Annotated in this window: 16 protein-coding genes; 9 read left to right on the forward strand and 7 right to left on the reverse strand. The window is 63.2% G+C overall.

The genetic code is table 11. The annotated features are described in order from the left end of the window. Positions 1-18: 18 nt before the first annotated feature. Positions 19-1,491, reverse strand: a complete 1,473-nt coding sequence (locus tag AC1DLV_RS05045; RefSeq protein WP_476798469.1) for a gamma-glutamyltransferase family protein — start codon at positions 1,489-1,491, stop codon at positions 19-21. 169 nt (positions 1,492-1,660) lie between these two features. Here AC1DLV_RS05045 and AC1DLV_RS05050 point away from each other — a divergent pair, with 169 nt between their 5' ends. From AC1DLV_RS05050 to AC1DLV_RS05080, 7 genes are all read left to right on the forward strand, one after another. Next, positions 1,661-2,419, forward strand: a complete 759-nt coding sequence (locus AC1DLV_RS05050; protein ID WP_476798470.1) for a TenA family transcriptional regulator — start codon at positions 1,661-1,663, stop codon at positions 2,417-2,419. A gap of 9 nt (positions 2,420-2,428) precedes the next feature. Continuing rightward, positions 2,429-2,737, forward strand: a complete 309-nt coding sequence (locus AC1DLV_RS05055) for a 2Fe-2S iron-sulfur cluster-binding protein (protein ID WP_184769869.1) — start codon at positions 2,429-2,431, stop codon at positions 2,735-2,737. A 97-nt stretch (positions 2,738-2,834) separates the two neighbouring features. Further along, the gene (locus AC1DLV_RS05060; protein ID WP_476798471.1) at positions 2,835-3,134 is read left to right on the forward strand and encodes a ferredoxin; all 300 of its coding nucleotides are present in this window, start codon (positions 2,835-2,837) and stop codon (positions 3,132-3,134) included. Between the two features lie 25 nt (positions 3,135-3,159). Continuing rightward, entirely contained in the window at positions 3,160-3,453 is a 294-nt protein-coding gene (locus AC1DLV_RS05065) for a 2Fe-2S iron-sulfur cluster-binding protein (protein ID WP_476784481.1), read from the forward strand. A 29-nt stretch (positions 3,454-3,482) separates the two neighbouring features. After that, the gene (locus AC1DLV_RS05070; RefSeq protein ID WP_476798472.1) at positions 3,483-4,937 is read left to right on the forward strand and encodes an aldehyde dehydrogenase family protein; all 1,455 of its coding nucleotides are present in this window, start codon (positions 3,483-3,485) and stop codon (positions 4,935-4,937) included. 1 nt (position 4,938) lies between these two features. After that, positions 4,939-5,694 (forward strand): sulfite exporter TauE/SafE family protein, encoded by a 756-nt coding sequence (locus tag AC1DLV_RS05075; RefSeq protein ID WP_476798473.1) that lies wholly within the window; start codon positions 4,939-4,941, stop codon positions 5,692-5,694. Further along, positions 5,694-6,611: an ornithine cyclodeaminase family protein gene (locus AC1DLV_RS05080; RefSeq protein WP_476798474.1), complete on the forward strand. Its 918-nt coding sequence runs from the start codon at positions 5,694-5,696 to the stop codon at positions 6,609-6,611. Before AC1DLV_RS05075 ends, AC1DLV_RS05080 begins: the two co-directional genes overlap by 1 nt. 225 nt (positions 6,612-6,836) lie before the next feature. Here AC1DLV_RS05080 and AC1DLV_RS05085 read toward each other — a convergent pair whose 3' ends face one another. The 6 genes from AC1DLV_RS05085 to AC1DLV_RS05110 all read right to left on the reverse strand — a co-directional run bounded on the left by AC1DLV_RS05085 (position 6,837) and on the right by AC1DLV_RS05110 (position 14,456). Then, positions 6,837-7,478 (reverse strand): GntR family transcriptional regulator, encoded by a 642-nt coding sequence (locus AC1DLV_RS05085; RefSeq protein WP_476798475.1) that lies wholly within the window; start codon positions 7,476-7,478, stop codon positions 6,837-6,839. Between the two features lie 268 nt (positions 7,479-7,746). Next, a complete protein-coding gene (locus AC1DLV_RS05090) occupies positions 7,747-8,760 on the reverse strand; it encodes a 2Fe-2S iron-sulfur cluster-binding protein (protein ID WP_476798476.1) in 1,014 nt (337 codons plus the stop codon). A 43-nt stretch (positions 8,761-8,803) separates the two neighbouring features. Beyond that, complete coding sequence (locus tag AC1DLV_RS05095) at positions 8,804-9,283, reverse strand: GlcG/HbpS family heme-binding protein (protein ID WP_476798477.1); 480 nt, start codon at positions 9,281-9,283, stop codon at positions 8,804-8,806. Positions 9,284-9,372: 89 nt separating this feature from the next. Next, complete coding sequence (locus AC1DLV_RS05100; protein WP_476798478.1) at positions 9,373-10,101, reverse strand: TenA family transcriptional regulator; 729 nt, start codon at positions 10,099-10,101, stop codon at positions 9,373-9,375. Positions 10,102-10,348: 247 nt separating this feature from the next. Beyond that, positions 10,349-11,869, reverse strand: coding sequence for a winged helix-turn-helix domain-containing tetratricopeptide repeat protein (locus AC1DLV_RS05105; protein ID WP_476798479.1), 1,521 nt, complete (start codon positions 11,867-11,869; stop codon positions 10,349-10,351). Positions 11,870-12,476: 607 nt separating this feature from the next. Next, a complete protein-coding gene (locus AC1DLV_RS05110) occupies positions 12,477-14,456 on the reverse strand; it encodes a BTAD domain-containing putative transcriptional regulator (protein ID WP_476798480.1) in 1,980 nt (659 codons plus the stop codon). 140 nt (positions 14,457-14,596) lie between these two features. On the opposite strand from AC1DLV_RS05110, the gene AC1DLV_RS05115 reads away from it, so the two are divergent. Next, positions 14,597-15,574 (forward strand): DMT family transporter, encoded by a 978-nt coding sequence (locus tag AC1DLV_RS05115; RefSeq protein ID WP_476798481.1) that lies wholly within the window; start codon positions 14,597-14,599, stop codon positions 15,572-15,574. 136 nt (positions 15,575-15,710) lie between these two features. Next, on the forward strand, positions 15,711-16,406 hold the full coding sequence (locus AC1DLV_RS05120; RefSeq protein WP_476798482.1) for a hypothetical protein: 696 nt from the start codon (positions 15,711-15,713) through the stop codon (positions 16,404-16,406). The last annotated feature ends 19 nt before the right edge of the window (positions 16,407-16,425 follow it).

A 16,425-nucleotide genomic window follows, 5' to 3' on the forward strand; every position in this document is an offset into this window, starting at 1 on the left:
TGTTTGCAGGCACTCGGCTTAAGCGCCTAGTGCCACGCCGTCCTTGCGCTTGTCCGAGCCGCCGAGCAGGCTGCCGTCTTCGGCGCGCTGAACGAACTGCGCGCCGCCGAAATCGCTTCGGCCGGCCAGTTCGCCAGCGCCTTCAGGGTCGACGTAACCGGAATCGCGCAGCGTCCTGACGATGGCATCTGATGTGCCCGGCTCGATCGCCAGAGCCTTGTCGCCCTCCAGCCGCCAGCGCGGCGCGTCAATGGCCGGCTGCAACTGCTCGCCCCAGGCGGCGAGGCGGATCATCATCTGGACGTGGCCCTGCGGCTGCATCGCGCCGCCAACGACGCCGAAGCCGGCATGGAACCGGCCGCCCTTCAAGGCTGCCGCTGGGATCACCGTGTGATAGGGCCGCTTCGACGGTCCCGGCCCGTTGATGTGGCCAGGCTCGGAAAAGCCGTGGCCGCGGTTTTGCAGCACGAAGCCGCAACCAGGCACGGCGATGCCTGAGCCGAAACGCTTGAAGACGCTGCTCATCAGCGTCACTGCCAGGCCGTCGCGGTCGACGACCACGGTGCAGACCGTGTTACCGGCGGGATCGGCGACGGTCTTCTTGGCCTTTGCCATGGCGCGTCCGACGGCTTCGACCATGGCGAGTGTGGTTGCGGGATCGTTGCGGTCGAGTGGCAAGGAATCGAGCTCCTCCAGCGCGTCGAGCACGGCCACGCCATGAGTGTTGGGCGGGCATTCGAGCACCGTCAGGCCACGGAACTTTCGTTCGAGCGGCAGGACGAAGTCGCCGCGATGGCTGGCGAAATCCTCCACCGACAGCAACCCGCCCTTGGTCTGGTTCGTCGCCGCTGCCTGGCGGGCCGGGGCGCCGAGATAAAAGGCGTCAGGGCCGTCGGCGGCGATCGCTCGCAACACCGCCGCAAGCTCTGGATTGGCGAAACGCTCGCCAGCAAGCGGCGTGCTGCCGGCGCGGTAGAGTTTTGCGCTGGCGGGATCGAGCTTGATCACCGGCTCGAACACCACCCATTCGCGCGCGGTGATCGGCAGGACGGCAAAGCCATGCTCGGCAAGTGCGATTGCCGGAGCCAGCAATTGGGCAAACGGCAGGCGGCCGAAGCGGGCGTGCAGGTCAAACCAGCCCCGCACCGCGCCGGGCACAGTTACCGACAGGCCGTGCCGCTCCGGGATGCGCTGGTTTGGCAGATTCTTCACCGCCTCCACCGACAATGCTGCCGGTGAGCGACCGGTGCCATTGTAGCTGATCGCATGGCCGTCCGGCTCGACCAGCATCGCCAGAAGGTCGCCGCCTATGCCGGTCGCCATCGGCTCGACCACACCGAGGATCGCATCCGCCGCAATCGCCGCGTCGACCGCGGAACCGCCGGCAGCCAGCATGTCCTGCGCTGCGCGGGCGGCGAGCGGGTGCCCGGTCGCGACCATCGCGGTTTCGCTGCGAACGCCTGCGTTGCCGTGTGTTTCGGAGCTGTCCATCGCTGTTGTCCTAACCTGTTTCAGCCCGTCGATCATCATCCTTGCAACATACTGTATGCTTGCGTCGGCTGCGATCACTGGCGCGACAGTAGAATGCGGCTTGCGCCGATGTCAATTTGGTATACAGTATTCTAAATCAAGTTTGACACATCGACGACAGGGGAACCGCATGACCAAGCCGATGAACCCGGACGAATTTCGCACCGCGCTTGAAAACGCCATCAAGGGCAAGAGCGCCAACAAGTCGCCATTCTCAATGGCCTGGGCCAGCGGCAAGCTGAGCCGCGACCACCTCTCGCGCTGGGCGGAGAACCACTACCACTATGTCGGGCCGTTCGCGGATTACCTCGGCTACATCTATTCCCGCATGCCCGAGCAGTACGTCGAGGCCAAGGATTTCCTGCTTGCCAACATGTATGAGGAAGAGATCGGCGGCGACCGCCACACCGACCTTCTGATCCGCTTCGGCGAGGCCTGTGGCACCAGCCGCGAGCGCATGACCGATCCGGAGAACATGTCGCCCACCACGCGCGGCCTGCAGAGTTGGTGTTACGCGGTGGCGATGCGCGAAGACCCGATCGTCGCGGTTGCCGGCCTCGTCGTCGGTCTCGAATCGCAGGTGCCGTCGATCTATCGCAAGCAGACGCCCACCTTGCGCGACAGCTATGGCTTCACAGACGAGGAGGTCGAGTTTTTCGACCTGCACATCGTTTCCGACGAGATCCATGGCGAACGCGGCTACCAGATCGTGCTGGAACATGCGCGCACCGTCGAGATGCAGGAACGCTGCCTCAAGATTTGCGAGGTCGGCGCCCAGATGCGGCTACTCTACACCACGGCGCTCTACAACGACTATGTCGCTGAGGATGTGAAGCTCGGCCGCGTCGCGCCGATGGAGCCTGAACTCGCCGGCATCGGCGGGGTCTGAGGCACGCACATGCCGACAGTCGTGATCCATAGCAAGGGTGAGGCCTACTCCGGCGAGGTGAAGGAGGACACCAACCTCGTCGTCCGCGCCGGCATCAAGCAGTTTCCCTATCCGCATCTGGCCTACAAGTGCGGCATGGGAAAATGCGGTACCTGCGCCAGCCGCATCCTTGCCGGTGCCGAGCACCTGCCGCCGCCCAACTGGAAAGAGAAGAAGCAGCTCGGCGACAAGATCGACGAGGGCTTCCGCCTCGTCTGCCAGCTTTGGATCAAGAACGACATCGAGCTCCGCCAGGAGAAGGTGACGGAGCAGGCCTAGCGCTCGCCGCGCCGGAAGACGCATCACTTCCCGAACAGTTTGCCGGTGACGCTTGTGCGTTGTCAGGCGTGAACAGCAATCAGCATGAGGTGGACAAATGTATGTGGTTCTGACGACCAAGCCGGGCGAGTTCCGGACCGAGATGAGCCCTGGCGTGCAGCCGGTCGAGACCTACGACTACATCTTCTATGGCCGCAAGCGTGCGAGCTTCACAATCGCCAAGCTCGCCGACGACGGGCAGGCACGCATCCGCATCGTCGAGGACGAGCCGCCGCAGATCGAAAACAACGTGCCGTGCAAGCTGTTCGAGAAATTCGACACGGTCGAGGACGCCCGCCACGAGCTCAAGACGCTGACCACCTACGGCAGCATGGACATCCAGCTCAAGCTGGTCTGACCGGTCAACAGCATCGAACGCGCCGATGATCAACATCACCTTCATCACCAATGGTGGCAAGCAGGTGTCCGCACCTGACAACAGCAACCTGCTGCGTGTCTCGCTGCGCGAGAAGGGGGGCATCCCCTTCAAGTGCGGCGGCGGGCTCTGCGGCACCTGCCGCTGCAAGATCGAGACCGGCATCGAAAACACCGATGCCGTCAAGCCAAAGGAGCGCAACCACCTGACGGTGGACGACCTTGCCGCGGGCTTCCGCATGGCCTGCCAGACCTTCGTGCTCGGCGACATCAGCGTCTCCTGGGTGCCCAAGACGCGCTGACGCGCCCTCTCCGAAAGCAGAACCGACCGATGACTGAGCGACACCTGAACTACATCGCTGGCGAGTGGCAGCCCGCGCGTGGCGGAGCCACCTTCGAGAACCGCAATCCCGCCGATGAACGCGACCTGATCGGGCTGTTTCCCGACTCCGACGCCACCGATGTCGCCGCGGCGGTGGTAGCGGTTGCATCCGCGTGGCCGGCCTGGGCGGCGCAGTCGCCGGAGGTGCGCGCCGACGTGCTGTTCACGGCTGCCGACCTGATGTCCCAGCGAGCCGACACCATTGCCGCCGAGCTCACCCGCGAAGAGGGCAAGACGCTGATCGAGGCGCGCAACGAAGCCAGGCGCATCGCCGCCAACTTCCGCCTCTATGCCGGCGAGGCGCTGCGGCTGAATGGTGAGACCTATCCGAGCGAAAGCGGCCAGCTGGTGCTGTCGGTGCGCCAGCCTGTCGGCGTGGTCGCCGTCATCACGCCGTGGAACTTCCCGCTGTCGATGGCCGCCCGCAAGCTTGGCCCGGCACTTGCCGCCGGCAACGGCGTCGTCTTTAAGCCGTCCGAAATCACGCCGCTGATGGGCCAGCGACTGGTCGAGGTCTTGCTCGATGCCGGCCTTCCCCCAAAGCTCGTCGCGCTCGTCCAGGGCAAGGGCGCCAAGGTCGGCAAGGCAATCACCGCAAGCGCTGGCGTCGACGCACTCACCTTCACCGGCTCCTACGCGGTCGGCAAGCAGATCGCCGCGTCGCTGTCCACCGACACCCGCGTGCAACTCGAGATGGGTGGCAAGAACGCCACTGTCATTCTCGCTGACGCCGGCATCGACAAAGCGGTGGCAACCATCGAGCGTGGCGCCTTCGGCCTCACTGGCCAGGCCTGTACCGGAACCAGCCGGGTGCTCGTCGCCCGCCCGCTCTATGCCGAACTGGTAGCAAGACTCGAAAAATCCGTTGCCGCCATCAAAGTCGGGCCGGGCACGGCAGAAGGCGTGCAGATGGGGCCGCTTGCCACCCGCGCGCAGTACGACAAGGTGCTCGCTTATGTCGGCATCGCCCGCGAGGAGGGCGGCCGCGTCGTCGGCGGCGATGCGCTGCGCGAGGCCGACAGCAGTCTGGCGCATGGCTATTTTGTCCGGCCCGCAGTCGTTTCGGACATGCCGGAAACCAGTCGCCTGTGGCGCGAGGAGATCTTCGGTCCGGTCGTCGCGGTGCGTCCCGTCGACAGCCTCGACGAGGCGATCAAGCTGGCCGACGACACTGAATACGGTCTCGCCGTCTCGCTGGTGACTGGCGATCTGCCGTCGGTTCTGCGCTTCGCCCGCGAGACCCAGCATGGCATCGTCAAGGTCAACAGCCCGACCACGGGTGTCTCGCTCAACGCCCCCTTCGGCGGCCTCAAGCATTCGAGCAACCAGGCGGCGAAGGAACAGGGCGGCGCCAACGTCATGGATTTCTACAGCCGCATCAAGAGCATTTATCTTGGGACCTGACATGCTCCAGTCCCTGCTCGAGTTGATGCCCGGCGACTTCGTGCCGGGACATCTGTTCGGCATGGGCGCCATGGTCTTCATTGCTGCCCTGCTGCAGGGCATAGGCGGGCTCGGCTTTGCCATGGTGTCGGCGCCGCTTGCGGTGCTGTTCTTTCCCGAGATGGCGCCCGGGCCGTTGCTGGTGCTCGGCGCCGGCCTGGCGCTGCTCGGCCTTCTCCGCGACTTCGACGCCGTCGACTGGCCGAGCGTGACCACGCTGATGGCAGGACGCGCCGGCGGCACACTGGCTGCGGGTGCCACGCTCGCGGCCCTTCCGACCAATGCGTTCTCCATCGTCTTTGCGCTGTTGATCCTTGCCGGCGTCGCGCTGAGCTTCGCCGGCTGGAAGGTCAGGGCATCTCATCCCAACATGGCGATTGCCGGCCTCGCCTCAGGGCTGATGGGCACCATCACCTCGTCGGGCGCGCCGCCCTTCGCCATCGTCATGCAATATGTGCCGCCACGCCAGATGCGGGCGACGATCAGCTGCGTCTTCTTTGCTGGCGCGATCCTGTCGCTGCTGATGTTGGCCTATGTCGATCGTTTTACCCTGCCACAGCTGTGGCTTGGCATCCTGCTCTTCCCGCTGATGCTGGGTGGTTTCTTCGTTTCGAGCCGCTTCGTCGGCTATTTCTCGCCGCGCGGCGTGCGCATCCTTTTGCTCACCATGTCCGGGCTCGGCGCGCTTGGCATTCTCGCCCGAACGCTGGTGCAATGATGATCCATATCACCGACGCCATGGTCGAAAAGGCCGTCAGCGCTGCCGACGCTCGCGCCGTGCTGGCTGACGCTTTCTTGTCTTTCGGCAGGCAAGAGGCGGCGATGCAGGCACGCATCCGCAGCGAAGCCGATGGCGTCAAGCTTTCGACGCTGGGCGCCGTCATCCCCGGCCAGCAGGTTTTGGGCGCCAAGGTTTACAGCACGATCAAAGGCCAGTTCTCCTTCGTCATCTTGCTCTTCTCGTCCGTCGACGGCCGCGCGCTCGCCACTTTCGATGCCGGTGCCATTACTCGGCTCAGGACCGCCGGCTGCTCGGTTGTTGCCGCCCAACGGCTGGCCCGCCCTAACGCGTCGACGCTCGCCGTCTTCGGCTCCGGTCCGCTGGGCCGGGCGCATGCGGTGCAGATGGCCGAAGCCTTTCCGCTCAGGCACGTGCTGCTGGTCAGCCGGTCGTCCGATCCCGCATTGGCGGCCGAGCTGGAAGCTGCCTGCGGCGTTCCCACGAAAATGGCCACGGCCGAACAGGCGGCAGCAGAAGCCGACATCGTCGTCACCGCCTCGCGATCGCCAACCGCATTGTTTTCGGGCGACCTGCTTAAGCCGGGGTGCTTCATTGCTGCCGTTGGCTCGAGCCTGCCCAACACTCGCGAGCTCGACGACCGGGCAATCGCCCGTGCCTCGCTCGTCGCCGTCGAATGGCGCGAACAGAGCCTACGCGAAGCGGGCGATCTCGCGCTGGCCGATCCCCAGGCGCTCACTGCGGTCAAAGTCGTCGAGCTCGGCGAAATTCTCGCCGGAAGGGCGCGTGGCCGCACCTCAGATGATGAGATCACCATCTACAAGTCTGTCGGCGTCGGCCTGCAGGACATCGCCCTGGCCGGGCTAGCCTACAGTCGGATCGTTGACCAGGATTGATCTGGGCCTGCAGGCGCAGAGCCCGACGATTGCCGGCTCCTGACATGGGGTTATCTCTTCTTCACGGCCTGCCGTACCTGCTGTAGGCGCGGAGCTAAAGGCTCGATTGCAGTGCGTTCAAGACTGGCGACCGGTGGGTGGGTGCCTCAGGGTGACACGAAAGCTGATATTCAGGTGCCCCTACCAGCCCCAATTCGCCGGAGAGTTACGACAATCGCTGAGCGCCTATTCCTGTGGCATCTCGGCAGCGTTGTAGACGTGGCGCGCGGCAAGCAAGGCGGCGAGTTCGCTGTCGCCGGCGATGACCGCGCGGAGGATGCCGGCATGCTCTTCCCAGTTCTGGCGGCCGCGGCGCTTGCTGATCGGGGCGAACAGCATAACCGTACGGTCGCGCAGCGAGCGCACCATGTCCTGCAGCACCGAATTGGCGGCGACGGTGGCCAGTGCCTCGTGGAATTCGGTGTTTTGGCGCGAGAGCAGCACCGGATCGTCGGTGTCGGCCAGCTTGGCGCCGTCGTCGAGGATGCGCTGCAAAGCGGCGATCTGTTCGGGGTCGTGGCGCTTGGCGGCCAGCTTGGCGTTGAGCGCCTCGAGCGTGGCGCGAACTTCGACCAGCTCACGCTTCTGCTCCTCGCTGAACACTGCAACCGAAGCGCCACGGCGCGGCTCGATGGTGACGATGCCTTCGGCGGCAAGCTCGCGCAGCGCTTCACGCACCGGCATGCGCGATACGCCCATCTCCTCGGAGAGGCGACCTTCGACAAGCCTTTCGCCGACGCCGATTTCACCGCTGACGATGCGCTCACGCAAGGCGGCGGTGATCAGCTTGGTGAGCGGAGCGTGGATTTCCCCGAGTATGACGGTCATGCTCTTACACTTCCTGTGGCAAGGGTCGAATCAACCTGCGGAAGCAACGCCTTGTGCCGGACGATATAGCGTCCTGGCTTTGGAGTACAGTATTCAATCCGCGCTGCCCTTCTGGTGCATTTCAGGCTAGGATTCGAGCCGGATCGCGCCCACGGGTGCTGCCGCATAGGGAATTCCTCGCAAATGGTCGACGTCGTCATGCCGTCGCCCGGCGGGCGTTGCGACTGAGATTTCCATGTTGCCCTCGCCCTGGGCTCGGTGTTCGCCGCTACTCCGCCGGCACCAGCGTGTGCTGGAAGTTGAAGGCGTCGGCGTAGATGAAGCCGGGATTGGCGCCGTTCTCGACGAACAGTTTTTTGGCGCTCGATATCATCTTGGGCGAGCCGCACATGTAGATGGCGTGCTCGGAAAAGTCGCCGATATCCTCAGCAGCGATCTCCTGGACATAGCCCTGCCGTCCTTCCCAGCCCGGACGGGGCCGCGACAGCACCGGCACATACTGGAAGTCGCACAACCGCTCGCCCCAGGACTGGATCTCGTCATGCAGATATAGGTCCTCTTCCGTCCGCATGCCCCAGTAGAGCGACACTGGCGGGCAGTCGGGATCGTCCATCAGCGATTCCAGGATGCTCTTGATCGGCGCCAGCCCCGTACCCGTCGCCACCATCAGCAGCGGGCGGAAATCCCCCTTGCGGCAGCAGAACAGGCCATGTGGCAGCTCGACATCGAGCCTGTCGCCGGGGCTGAGCCGCAGCAGTTGGCCGCCGGTGAAATGGCCGTCGCGGACGCGCCGGATATGCAGGTCGACGGTCTTGCCATTGGGTACCGAAGCCATTGAAAAACTGCGCTTGTTGCCATCGTCGAGCAGCACGTTGAGATACTGCCCTGGCCGGTAGATCAACTCCTCCGAGCCCGGAAGCGCGAGCGTGAGATGGACGACGTCGCGGCCGACATTGCGAACCGACTGGACGGTCGCGGCATACCGTTCGGGATCGGAGCACGGATCCATTGGCCGTTCGGTCGAGATCAGCAGGTCGCTTTCCGGGCGTGCCTGGCAGGCAAGCGCGAAGCCTTCCTCCTCGTCCTCCGGGGTGAGTGCCAACGGGTATTCCTCATAGCGGACGCAGCCTTCCATCAGCCGCACGCGGCAGGTGCCGCAGCCGCCCTCGGTGCAGTCATGCAGCAACTGGACGCCCTGGCGGATCGCCGCCATCAGCACGGATTCTTCGGAATCAACGGTGAACTGGTCCTCGGTCTCGAGGACGCGCACAACATGGCTCATCCATGTCTCCACTGTACGGTTGGACGCGGCGCTGCCGCTTCGGTCACTTCTTGATGTCGGCCTGGACCATGACCTTGTGGCCCTTGGGTTCCAGCATTGCTTGCAATGCAGCGAGCGCCGCAACGCCGCAGGCGATGTCCTGCTCGCCATTGCCGCCGCTCAGGCCGACGCCGCCGATCACTTCGCCGTCAACGACGATCGGAAAGCCGCCGACGAAGGCTGCGAAGCGACCCTCGAAGCTAAGCTGGATGCCGAAGGCCTCGTTACCGGGCAGCGCCGGGCCGTTGGGCGGGGTGGTGAACAGATGCGTCGAGCGCTTGTGGCCGGCGGCGGTGAAGGCCTTGTTCCAGGCGATCTGCGGGCCGGTGACGCGCGCGCCGTTCATGCGCTCCAGCGCGATCGGATAGCCGCCGTCATCGGCGATGCAGACTGTTTCGGGAACATTGAGCTCCAGCGCCTTGGCCACAGCCGCGGCCACCATCACACGGGCTTCTTCGAGTTCGAGTTTCAGGACCTGTTTCACGTCGTTATCGTCCGGCAATTGTTGGCGTTTGGGTCACCGAGGGAACGCACGCGGCAGGGCTGCCCCGCGCGCTCCTCACTGTGGCGGGATCAAGCGGCGAGCAGCTCATCGAGCGGCAGTTCGGCCGCGACATAGTCGTTGTAAAGTGCGGTGGTGTAGAGCAGGCGCATCTGGGCACCAACCTCGCAGATCTTGAGGCAGCGCTGCTGCATCTCGACGGTGCGGGCATGCTCGAGCACGATCTGGTAGCCGCGCTCGCCATGGATCTCGTCGGAGACGATGTGCAGGTCGAAGAACTCGACCTCCTCGTCGGTGAAGCCATATTTGTCGCGCAGGGTTGGCGTCTGCTTGCGGTAGATCGACGGCACCTGGGATTCAAGGCCGACGACGAGGCCGGCAACCGCAACGATTGGGTCTTCGCGCATCGCGACTGCGTAGCACCAGCTCTGCAGGGCGCGTGTCGTTGGCGACATGTTGTCGGGGTCGCGCATCCTGTCGCCCGTCGTGCCGCAGGCTTCGCCGAAGCGTACCAGCAGATCGGTGTGGCGGTCGCCGCCGATCTCTTCTTCATACATGTTGGCGAGCAAGAAATCCTTGGCCTCGGTGTGGCCCTCCGGCATGCGGGCGTAGATGTAGCCAAGGTAATCGGCGAACGGCCCGACATAGTGGTAATGGTTCTCGGCCCAGCGGGCGAGATGCTCACGGCTGAGCTTGCCGCTCGCCCAGCCGACGCTGAACGGCGACTTGTTGGCGCTCTTGCCCTTGATGGCGTTTTCCAGTGCCGTGCGGAACTCGTCCGGGTTCATTGCGACGGTCATTCATTGCTCCTTCAGGTCGTCACATGTCAAACCATTTGGGATACTGTATACCAAAATGACCTGAGTGCAAGAGCGGCTGGCCGGAGCGCATGCCGCCCTCTATTGGATGAAGAGGGGGGACGAGTGATGGTCTTTGGCGAACTAGCCCCGAGGCCTGCTCGCGAAGAAGCCCTTCACGCTTGCGCGTTGCACTCGCCAACAATATCGCCCGCATCGCATGGGCGATCATGGCAAAGAGGCATGAACTTCACTCCGGAAGGCCGGCCTTGCGGTAGCCATCGACGAAATGCTCAAGCGTTGCAACGTCGCGAAATGGCTCCGTCGCGGCCCAGTGGCGGGTTGTGAAATTCGGATTGCCTGTCAGGAACAGTTCGACCTCTGCGCGCGCCTCTTCGAGCCGGCCCAACTGGGCAAGGCTTGCCGCCAGGAAACGGCGTGAGCTTGTACGATAGGTCTCGTCCTTGCGCAGTGTCTCGACAGCGGCTTCGTAATCGACAGCCGCATATTGCGCCTGTCCGAGCGTCAGATAGTACCAACTTGGCGGAAACGGATTGAGCCGGAACGCCTTGCGAATGTGCTCAAGGCCCTCCTCAACCCGCCCGGCGAGCACCGCGATGTCGGACAATGCCGCCCAGGTGTCGGCCTCGCTCGGGTCAAGCTCGATCGCCTTGGCGAATTCCGCATCCGCCTCGGCGAAGCTGCGCTCATAGGCAAGCAGGTAAGCCAGGACCCAGCGGCAACCAGCATCGTTGGGATCGATCGCGACAGCCTTGCGCGCCAGTTCTAAAGCAACCCTACGAGTAGGCTCTGCTGGCCCGCCGCTATGGATCCATCCCATCCAGTGGTTCATGGCAAGCCAGCGATGGGCCTCGGCATATTCCGGATCGAGCGAAATAGCGCGAGAGAGCATCAGATGGGCTTCTTGCGCCGCCTGCGGCATGTCATCCATCAGCTTGCGCGCCCGCACGCAGAGATCGTAGGCCTCGAGATTTTTGGGCCGATTGCGCGGCGGCGGTGGCGAGCGCAGCCGGCCCAGCAACGCCTCCACGATCTTGCCGGTGACCTCGTCCTGGACGGCAAAGATATCTTCCAGGCCGCGATCGAACCGTTCCGCCCATAAATGATCGCCACTCGCCGCGTCGACCAGCTGAGCATTGATGCGCACGCGTCCCGCCGCGCGGCGTGCGCTCCCCTCCAGCAGGTAGCGCACACCGAGCTCCTCGGCGATCGCGCGCACGTCCATCGCCTTTCCCTTGTAGGCGAAGGCCGAGTTGCGGGCGATGACGAACAGGCCAGAAATTCTGGACAGGTCGGTGATCAGGTCTTCGGTCAACCCGTCGGCGAAGGAGGCTTGCTCGGGATCGTGGCTGACATTGACGAAAGGCATCACGGCTATCGACGGTTTGTCGGGCAGCGGCAAGGGTTTTCGCATCGCGCCATGGATCTGTTCGACGGCTCCCGTGAAGCGGTAGCCGACGCGCGGAACCGTTGATATCCATTCACCGCCGTCTGCGGCGGGTCCAAGCAACTTCCTGAGCTGCGCGATCTGGACGGTGAGGTTGCCTTCTTCGACGGCTGTGCCCGGCCACGCCGCGTCCATCAATTCGGCCTTATCAAGGATTTCGCCCGATCGTCTGACGAGCGCCGTAAGCAGCTTCAGCCCGCGGTGGCCGACGGCAACGGGGACATCGTTCCGAAGGAGCGTTCCCACATCCGGATCAAGCACGAACGGACCAAAGGCAAAGCGCGCTTCCTGCATGCGATGCATCTATAACTCGTTTGGAAGTTTTTGGAACTATTTGGCAGAGCTTAACGACGACGGTGTTCGTATCCTGCAGACTTCATCCTCTTTCAGGTCGAGGGCGGTGGCCCTCAAATCCGATGGAGGTTGCTATGAACGATATGTCCACCCTTACGTCGGTCCCGCATCAGGCAGCGCAGCCGGGTACGCCTATGAGGCCGGCGGACGTGACACGTCGGCACCTGGTGACTGTGCGAAGCATGATAGCGACCTGGCGTTGGCGCATACATTTTCGCTGGGACCTTGAGCAAAAGTCGAGGGCCGATGCCCATTTGATCGACGATATCGGTCTGACGAGACGGCAGGTCGAGACGGAGATCGCCAAGCCCTTCTGGCAGGCATAAGGCGAATGTTGCCGTGACATGGGATCGTCTGTTTCCGTGTGTTCCGCAGTGGTTCGTCGGCTTTTGCACTGCATGAAATTACGGCAAGAGAGATCGGATCCCATGGGGCCGCGATGGAGGCCTCATCGCAACCGTCAGGGTGTTCGCCGTGGCACAAAGGCTGACCTATCCGCTGCTCAGCCCCATCTAGGAGCGGCAGTGCATCGTGATACCCGGCGCTGCACACCTTGTTAGGAACTCGGGAGGCCAGCCTGCGACAGCATTTCAAGGAACCTCGAGTGGTGCAAATCCTTGACATAGCGCGGCACAAAGCCGGGACAGACATTACCAAGGTTGAGATGCGGAAGCTGCGAAAGGCAGTGATGGATGGCCCGGGAGGCCTCTGCCTTGTTGCCCGTTGCCGATGCTGCCGCAGCCCAATATAGGGCACCCCGAACGAACCCTGGCTTGGTCCTAACCACCTTGCGGGCGACTTCAAGCGCTCGTTGGTCGTCTTCGCCAGCGAACCGGGCCATAACCACGCTATGGTGTCGCCAGAAGTCGATAACGTCATGCGTTCCGAGGCGTATCGCTTCGTTGGCCTCGTGTAGTGCTTCATTGACCTGTCCGCGCAAAGCAAAAAGCATTGCAAGGTCGCCGTGACCACTGGGGTAGCTTGGGTTGACGCTGATGGCATGCCGGCATTCCGCGATCGCATCTTCGATACGGCCGGAGCTCTCGAGCGCGAATGACAAAACGCACCGGGCAATTTCATCGTCCGGCACGGCTCTCACCGAGGCTTCCGCAAGTGCGAGCGCATGCTCGATTTGCCCAGGCTCCCGAGGCAGTGCTCCAAAAGCTACCCCCATTGAAGTTATGATCGAGAGTGTTCGCTGCGCGCGCGCATTGTCGTGACTTAGCGAAAGAGCTTTCTCGGCGAGCTCCAAGCCAACCAACAGCGAGTCCCGCGTCATCTCGAAATACTTCATGAGAGCTTCGTTCACCAACCTGCGCACTTCAGGGGGGCCAGGTGGGCTCTTGTCGCGGACCTTCCAATTCGTCAATTGAAGTTCGAGGGTGACGGCAAGTACGACCGACTGTGCGATGTGGTCCTGGAACTGAAGTGCACTCTCGGAGTGGCCATCAAACTTCTGGGCCCAGACGTTCTGACCGCTGACTGCATCGACAAGCTGGACGTTTACCCTCAGCTCGTCGCCAGATCGCTGAATGCTGCCACTCAGCACGTAGCGCGAGCGCAGCATTCCTGGCACTTTGGCTTCATCGCCTGCGCCATTCTTCTCCAGCGCCGGAGGCCTGGAGAGCACAACGTAGTCGGCCACCTCGGACAGAGCCGTGGTGATGTCCTGGACGAGCCCTCTGGCAAAAAAGTCGTCGCCTCGCTTTCCTGTCAGGTTGACGACGTCGGCGACGCTGATCGACGGTCGCTCGACACGCTGGGCGGTCGGAACACCGTGTGGCTGCGGATTGGACGCGGTGGCGGCGGCCGACAGAGACTGCCATAGCGCTTGTGTCTCGGGGCTGACCGTGACGCCAAACTCCTTCTTCAGTACTTCCTTGCAAGCCTCAAATGTCCGCATGGCCCTGTCTCGCTGGCCGCATGCAACAAGCAGTTCTATCTTCAGCCGATAGGATGCCTCCCGCGTCGGTTCCATGGCCAGAAGCCGATCCGCAATGACGAGTCCAGTTTCCGTGTCGACGAGACGGGCGAGCTTCTCAAACGACTCAAGTGCTCGACTCAGGAGCCGGTCGCGTTCCGCCGCGGCCCAATCATCGAAAGCATTGCTGCCCAGATAAAGTCCGTCGAGGAACGGTCCGGTGTAATTGCTCAGGGCCGTTTCGAGTTCCAGCGAAGAGCGGGCCAAGAGCCCTGATTCAAATTCCTCTACATCAACGCGAACTTTGTCCGGCCTGAGCCCTATCAAATCCTTCCGAAAATGGATGAGGTCCACACCTGCTCGCGAGAAATCCCGGCGCAGAACGCTGAGCGTTTGCCGCAGGCTGTTTCGTGAGTGGTCGCTGTCGCTATCGCTCCACAGCAAGTCGGCCAGTCTTTCTCTCGTCGCCGTCATGCCAGGGCACCGGGCCAGATAGGCAATGATTGCGGGTCCCCGCTTTCCGGTCAGCCAGAGCGTGCCAACAGGCTCCCAATCAATTCGGAAGCCGCCGAAGAGCGAGATTTTGTTTGCAGTGGCGCTGTCTTCACCTGGCATTTGCCCAATAGCTTCCCACCAGCCCAAATCCTAACTCAAAACTAACGCCCCGCAAACCAACGGCCCGTGCATTCAAGCGCTGTCGTGACGGCGGATCAATTAGAAATCGCTAAAGAGCCATCTGAGCAAGATGAGGGCCTGTGTCAAAGCTGCAAGCCAATCTGCTGCTTCTGCTTGCCTCCGCTTTGTGGGGCTTTGGCAACGTCGCGCAAAAGACCGTGCTTATCCATCTCGATGCTTTGAGTGCAGTCGGCTTGCGCTGCCTGATCGGCGGGCTGCTGGTGCTGCCTTTTGTCCTGACCGAACGGCGCGCGCCCGCCGGGCCGGGTCATTTTTCGAGCCTCGCCAAGGTGGGCGCGCTGTTTGTCATCGCGATCGTGCTCCAACAGGTGTGTTATCTCGGCGCCTCCGTCACCAATGCAAGTTTCCTGATCAGCACAGCTACGGTGATGACCCCTATCGCCGCCTGGCTAATCATCGGCGAACGGCCGACGGCCAGTATCGCCATCGCCGCTGGCCTGACCGTTGTCGGAGCCCTGCTCTTGTCGGGCGGGCTTGCCAGCCTTGGCTCTGGTGACCTCACAGCCCTTTTGTCGGCCGCCTGCTACTCGCTCTGGATGATCGAGCTTGGCCGCCATGTGCAAGCCCATGCGCGTCCATTCACGGCCGCCGCGGTGCCGTTTCTTTGCACCGCCGCTCTCGCCCTGCCGGTCGGGGCTGTATTCGGCAATCTGTCGCCGGCCGCAATTTTTGCGGCTGGTCCGGAACTGACCATCCTTGGCGTGTTCTCTACGGCAATCGCTTTCGGCATGCAGGCAGCGGCCCAGCGCTTCACCTCCGCGAGCCATGCCGCGGTGATCGTCAGTGCCGAGAGCGTTTTCGGGGCGCTTGGTGCTGCAATCTTTCTCGGCGAGCGGTCCTCGACCATGGGGGCATTGGGTGCCGCGATGATTCTCGCCGCCATCCTGTCGCTCGCAATGTCGAAGGGGTCGACACCGACAAACGCGCCCAGGCGGATCGACCCCATTCGGTCATTCGCTGCTCCGTCCTTGCCTATGCCACTGCCCGTGCGGGCAAAGCCGACCGTCCCACCGGTCCAAAAGGGAGGCACGCTATGATCATTGCCAACGCGAGCTGCCAACTTATCGCCCCAGCAATGCAAAACGCGGCGAGACTTCGTCTCCCTGCATCGGGGACTACCTTGCCGGAGGACGCCCTACCGATAGCGTCCAAACTTGTCGGGAGGGCACCATAATGACGTCGCTGGCAATTCTTTGTCCGCGCCTGGTATCCGCATTTCGCGCCCGCATGAGCGGTCCCGGTGGCTACTACAACAGCGGCAATGCGCTCGGCCTCGTCGCGGGTCTTGGTGTCCAGATCGCCACCGCACCGACTGGATCGCCTGGCGAAAACACCGTCATGGCGGCGATGGTCGACTATTTCGCCGGCAGCCACAGCGCTGTCGCGCTGACGTTGGCGACGCTGGTCTTCTTCTGGGGCGGCGAGGCCTATCACCGGGCGTGGGCACGGCCGGACGCTCCCGATCCGGCCCTCAACCGGCTGGGCGACCTCCTTTCGGGCATAGGTGCGATCGGACTCGGCATCGCCCTGTTGTTGCTCGGGGATCCGCTGCTTGCTGCAACCTCCGGGCTGCTGCATGCGCTGGGTAAATTCGGCAGCGCCTTTCACCGGCCGGGCACGCCTGTTCCGGTGTGGCCAGTCGCCTGGCCCGACCCGTTTCGGAGCGTCGTTCTCGCCAGCAGGTTGCCGGCCATGCTGGCTACGGCGCTCGCCCTCGGCTCAGCCTTGCCGCAAGTCTGGCCGGACGGGTCCCTCACAGTGCTCATCATGCCGATAGCCTTGCTCGGTTGCTACTTTTTATGGGCCAAGGCCGACCTGCTGCTGTTCGGCTCGGAGGCCAAGGTTCCTCGCCAGATTTCCGAATATTGAAATCGATCGCTTTCAACCC

Source organism: Aminobacter sp. 01T433 (assembly GCF_056398585.1).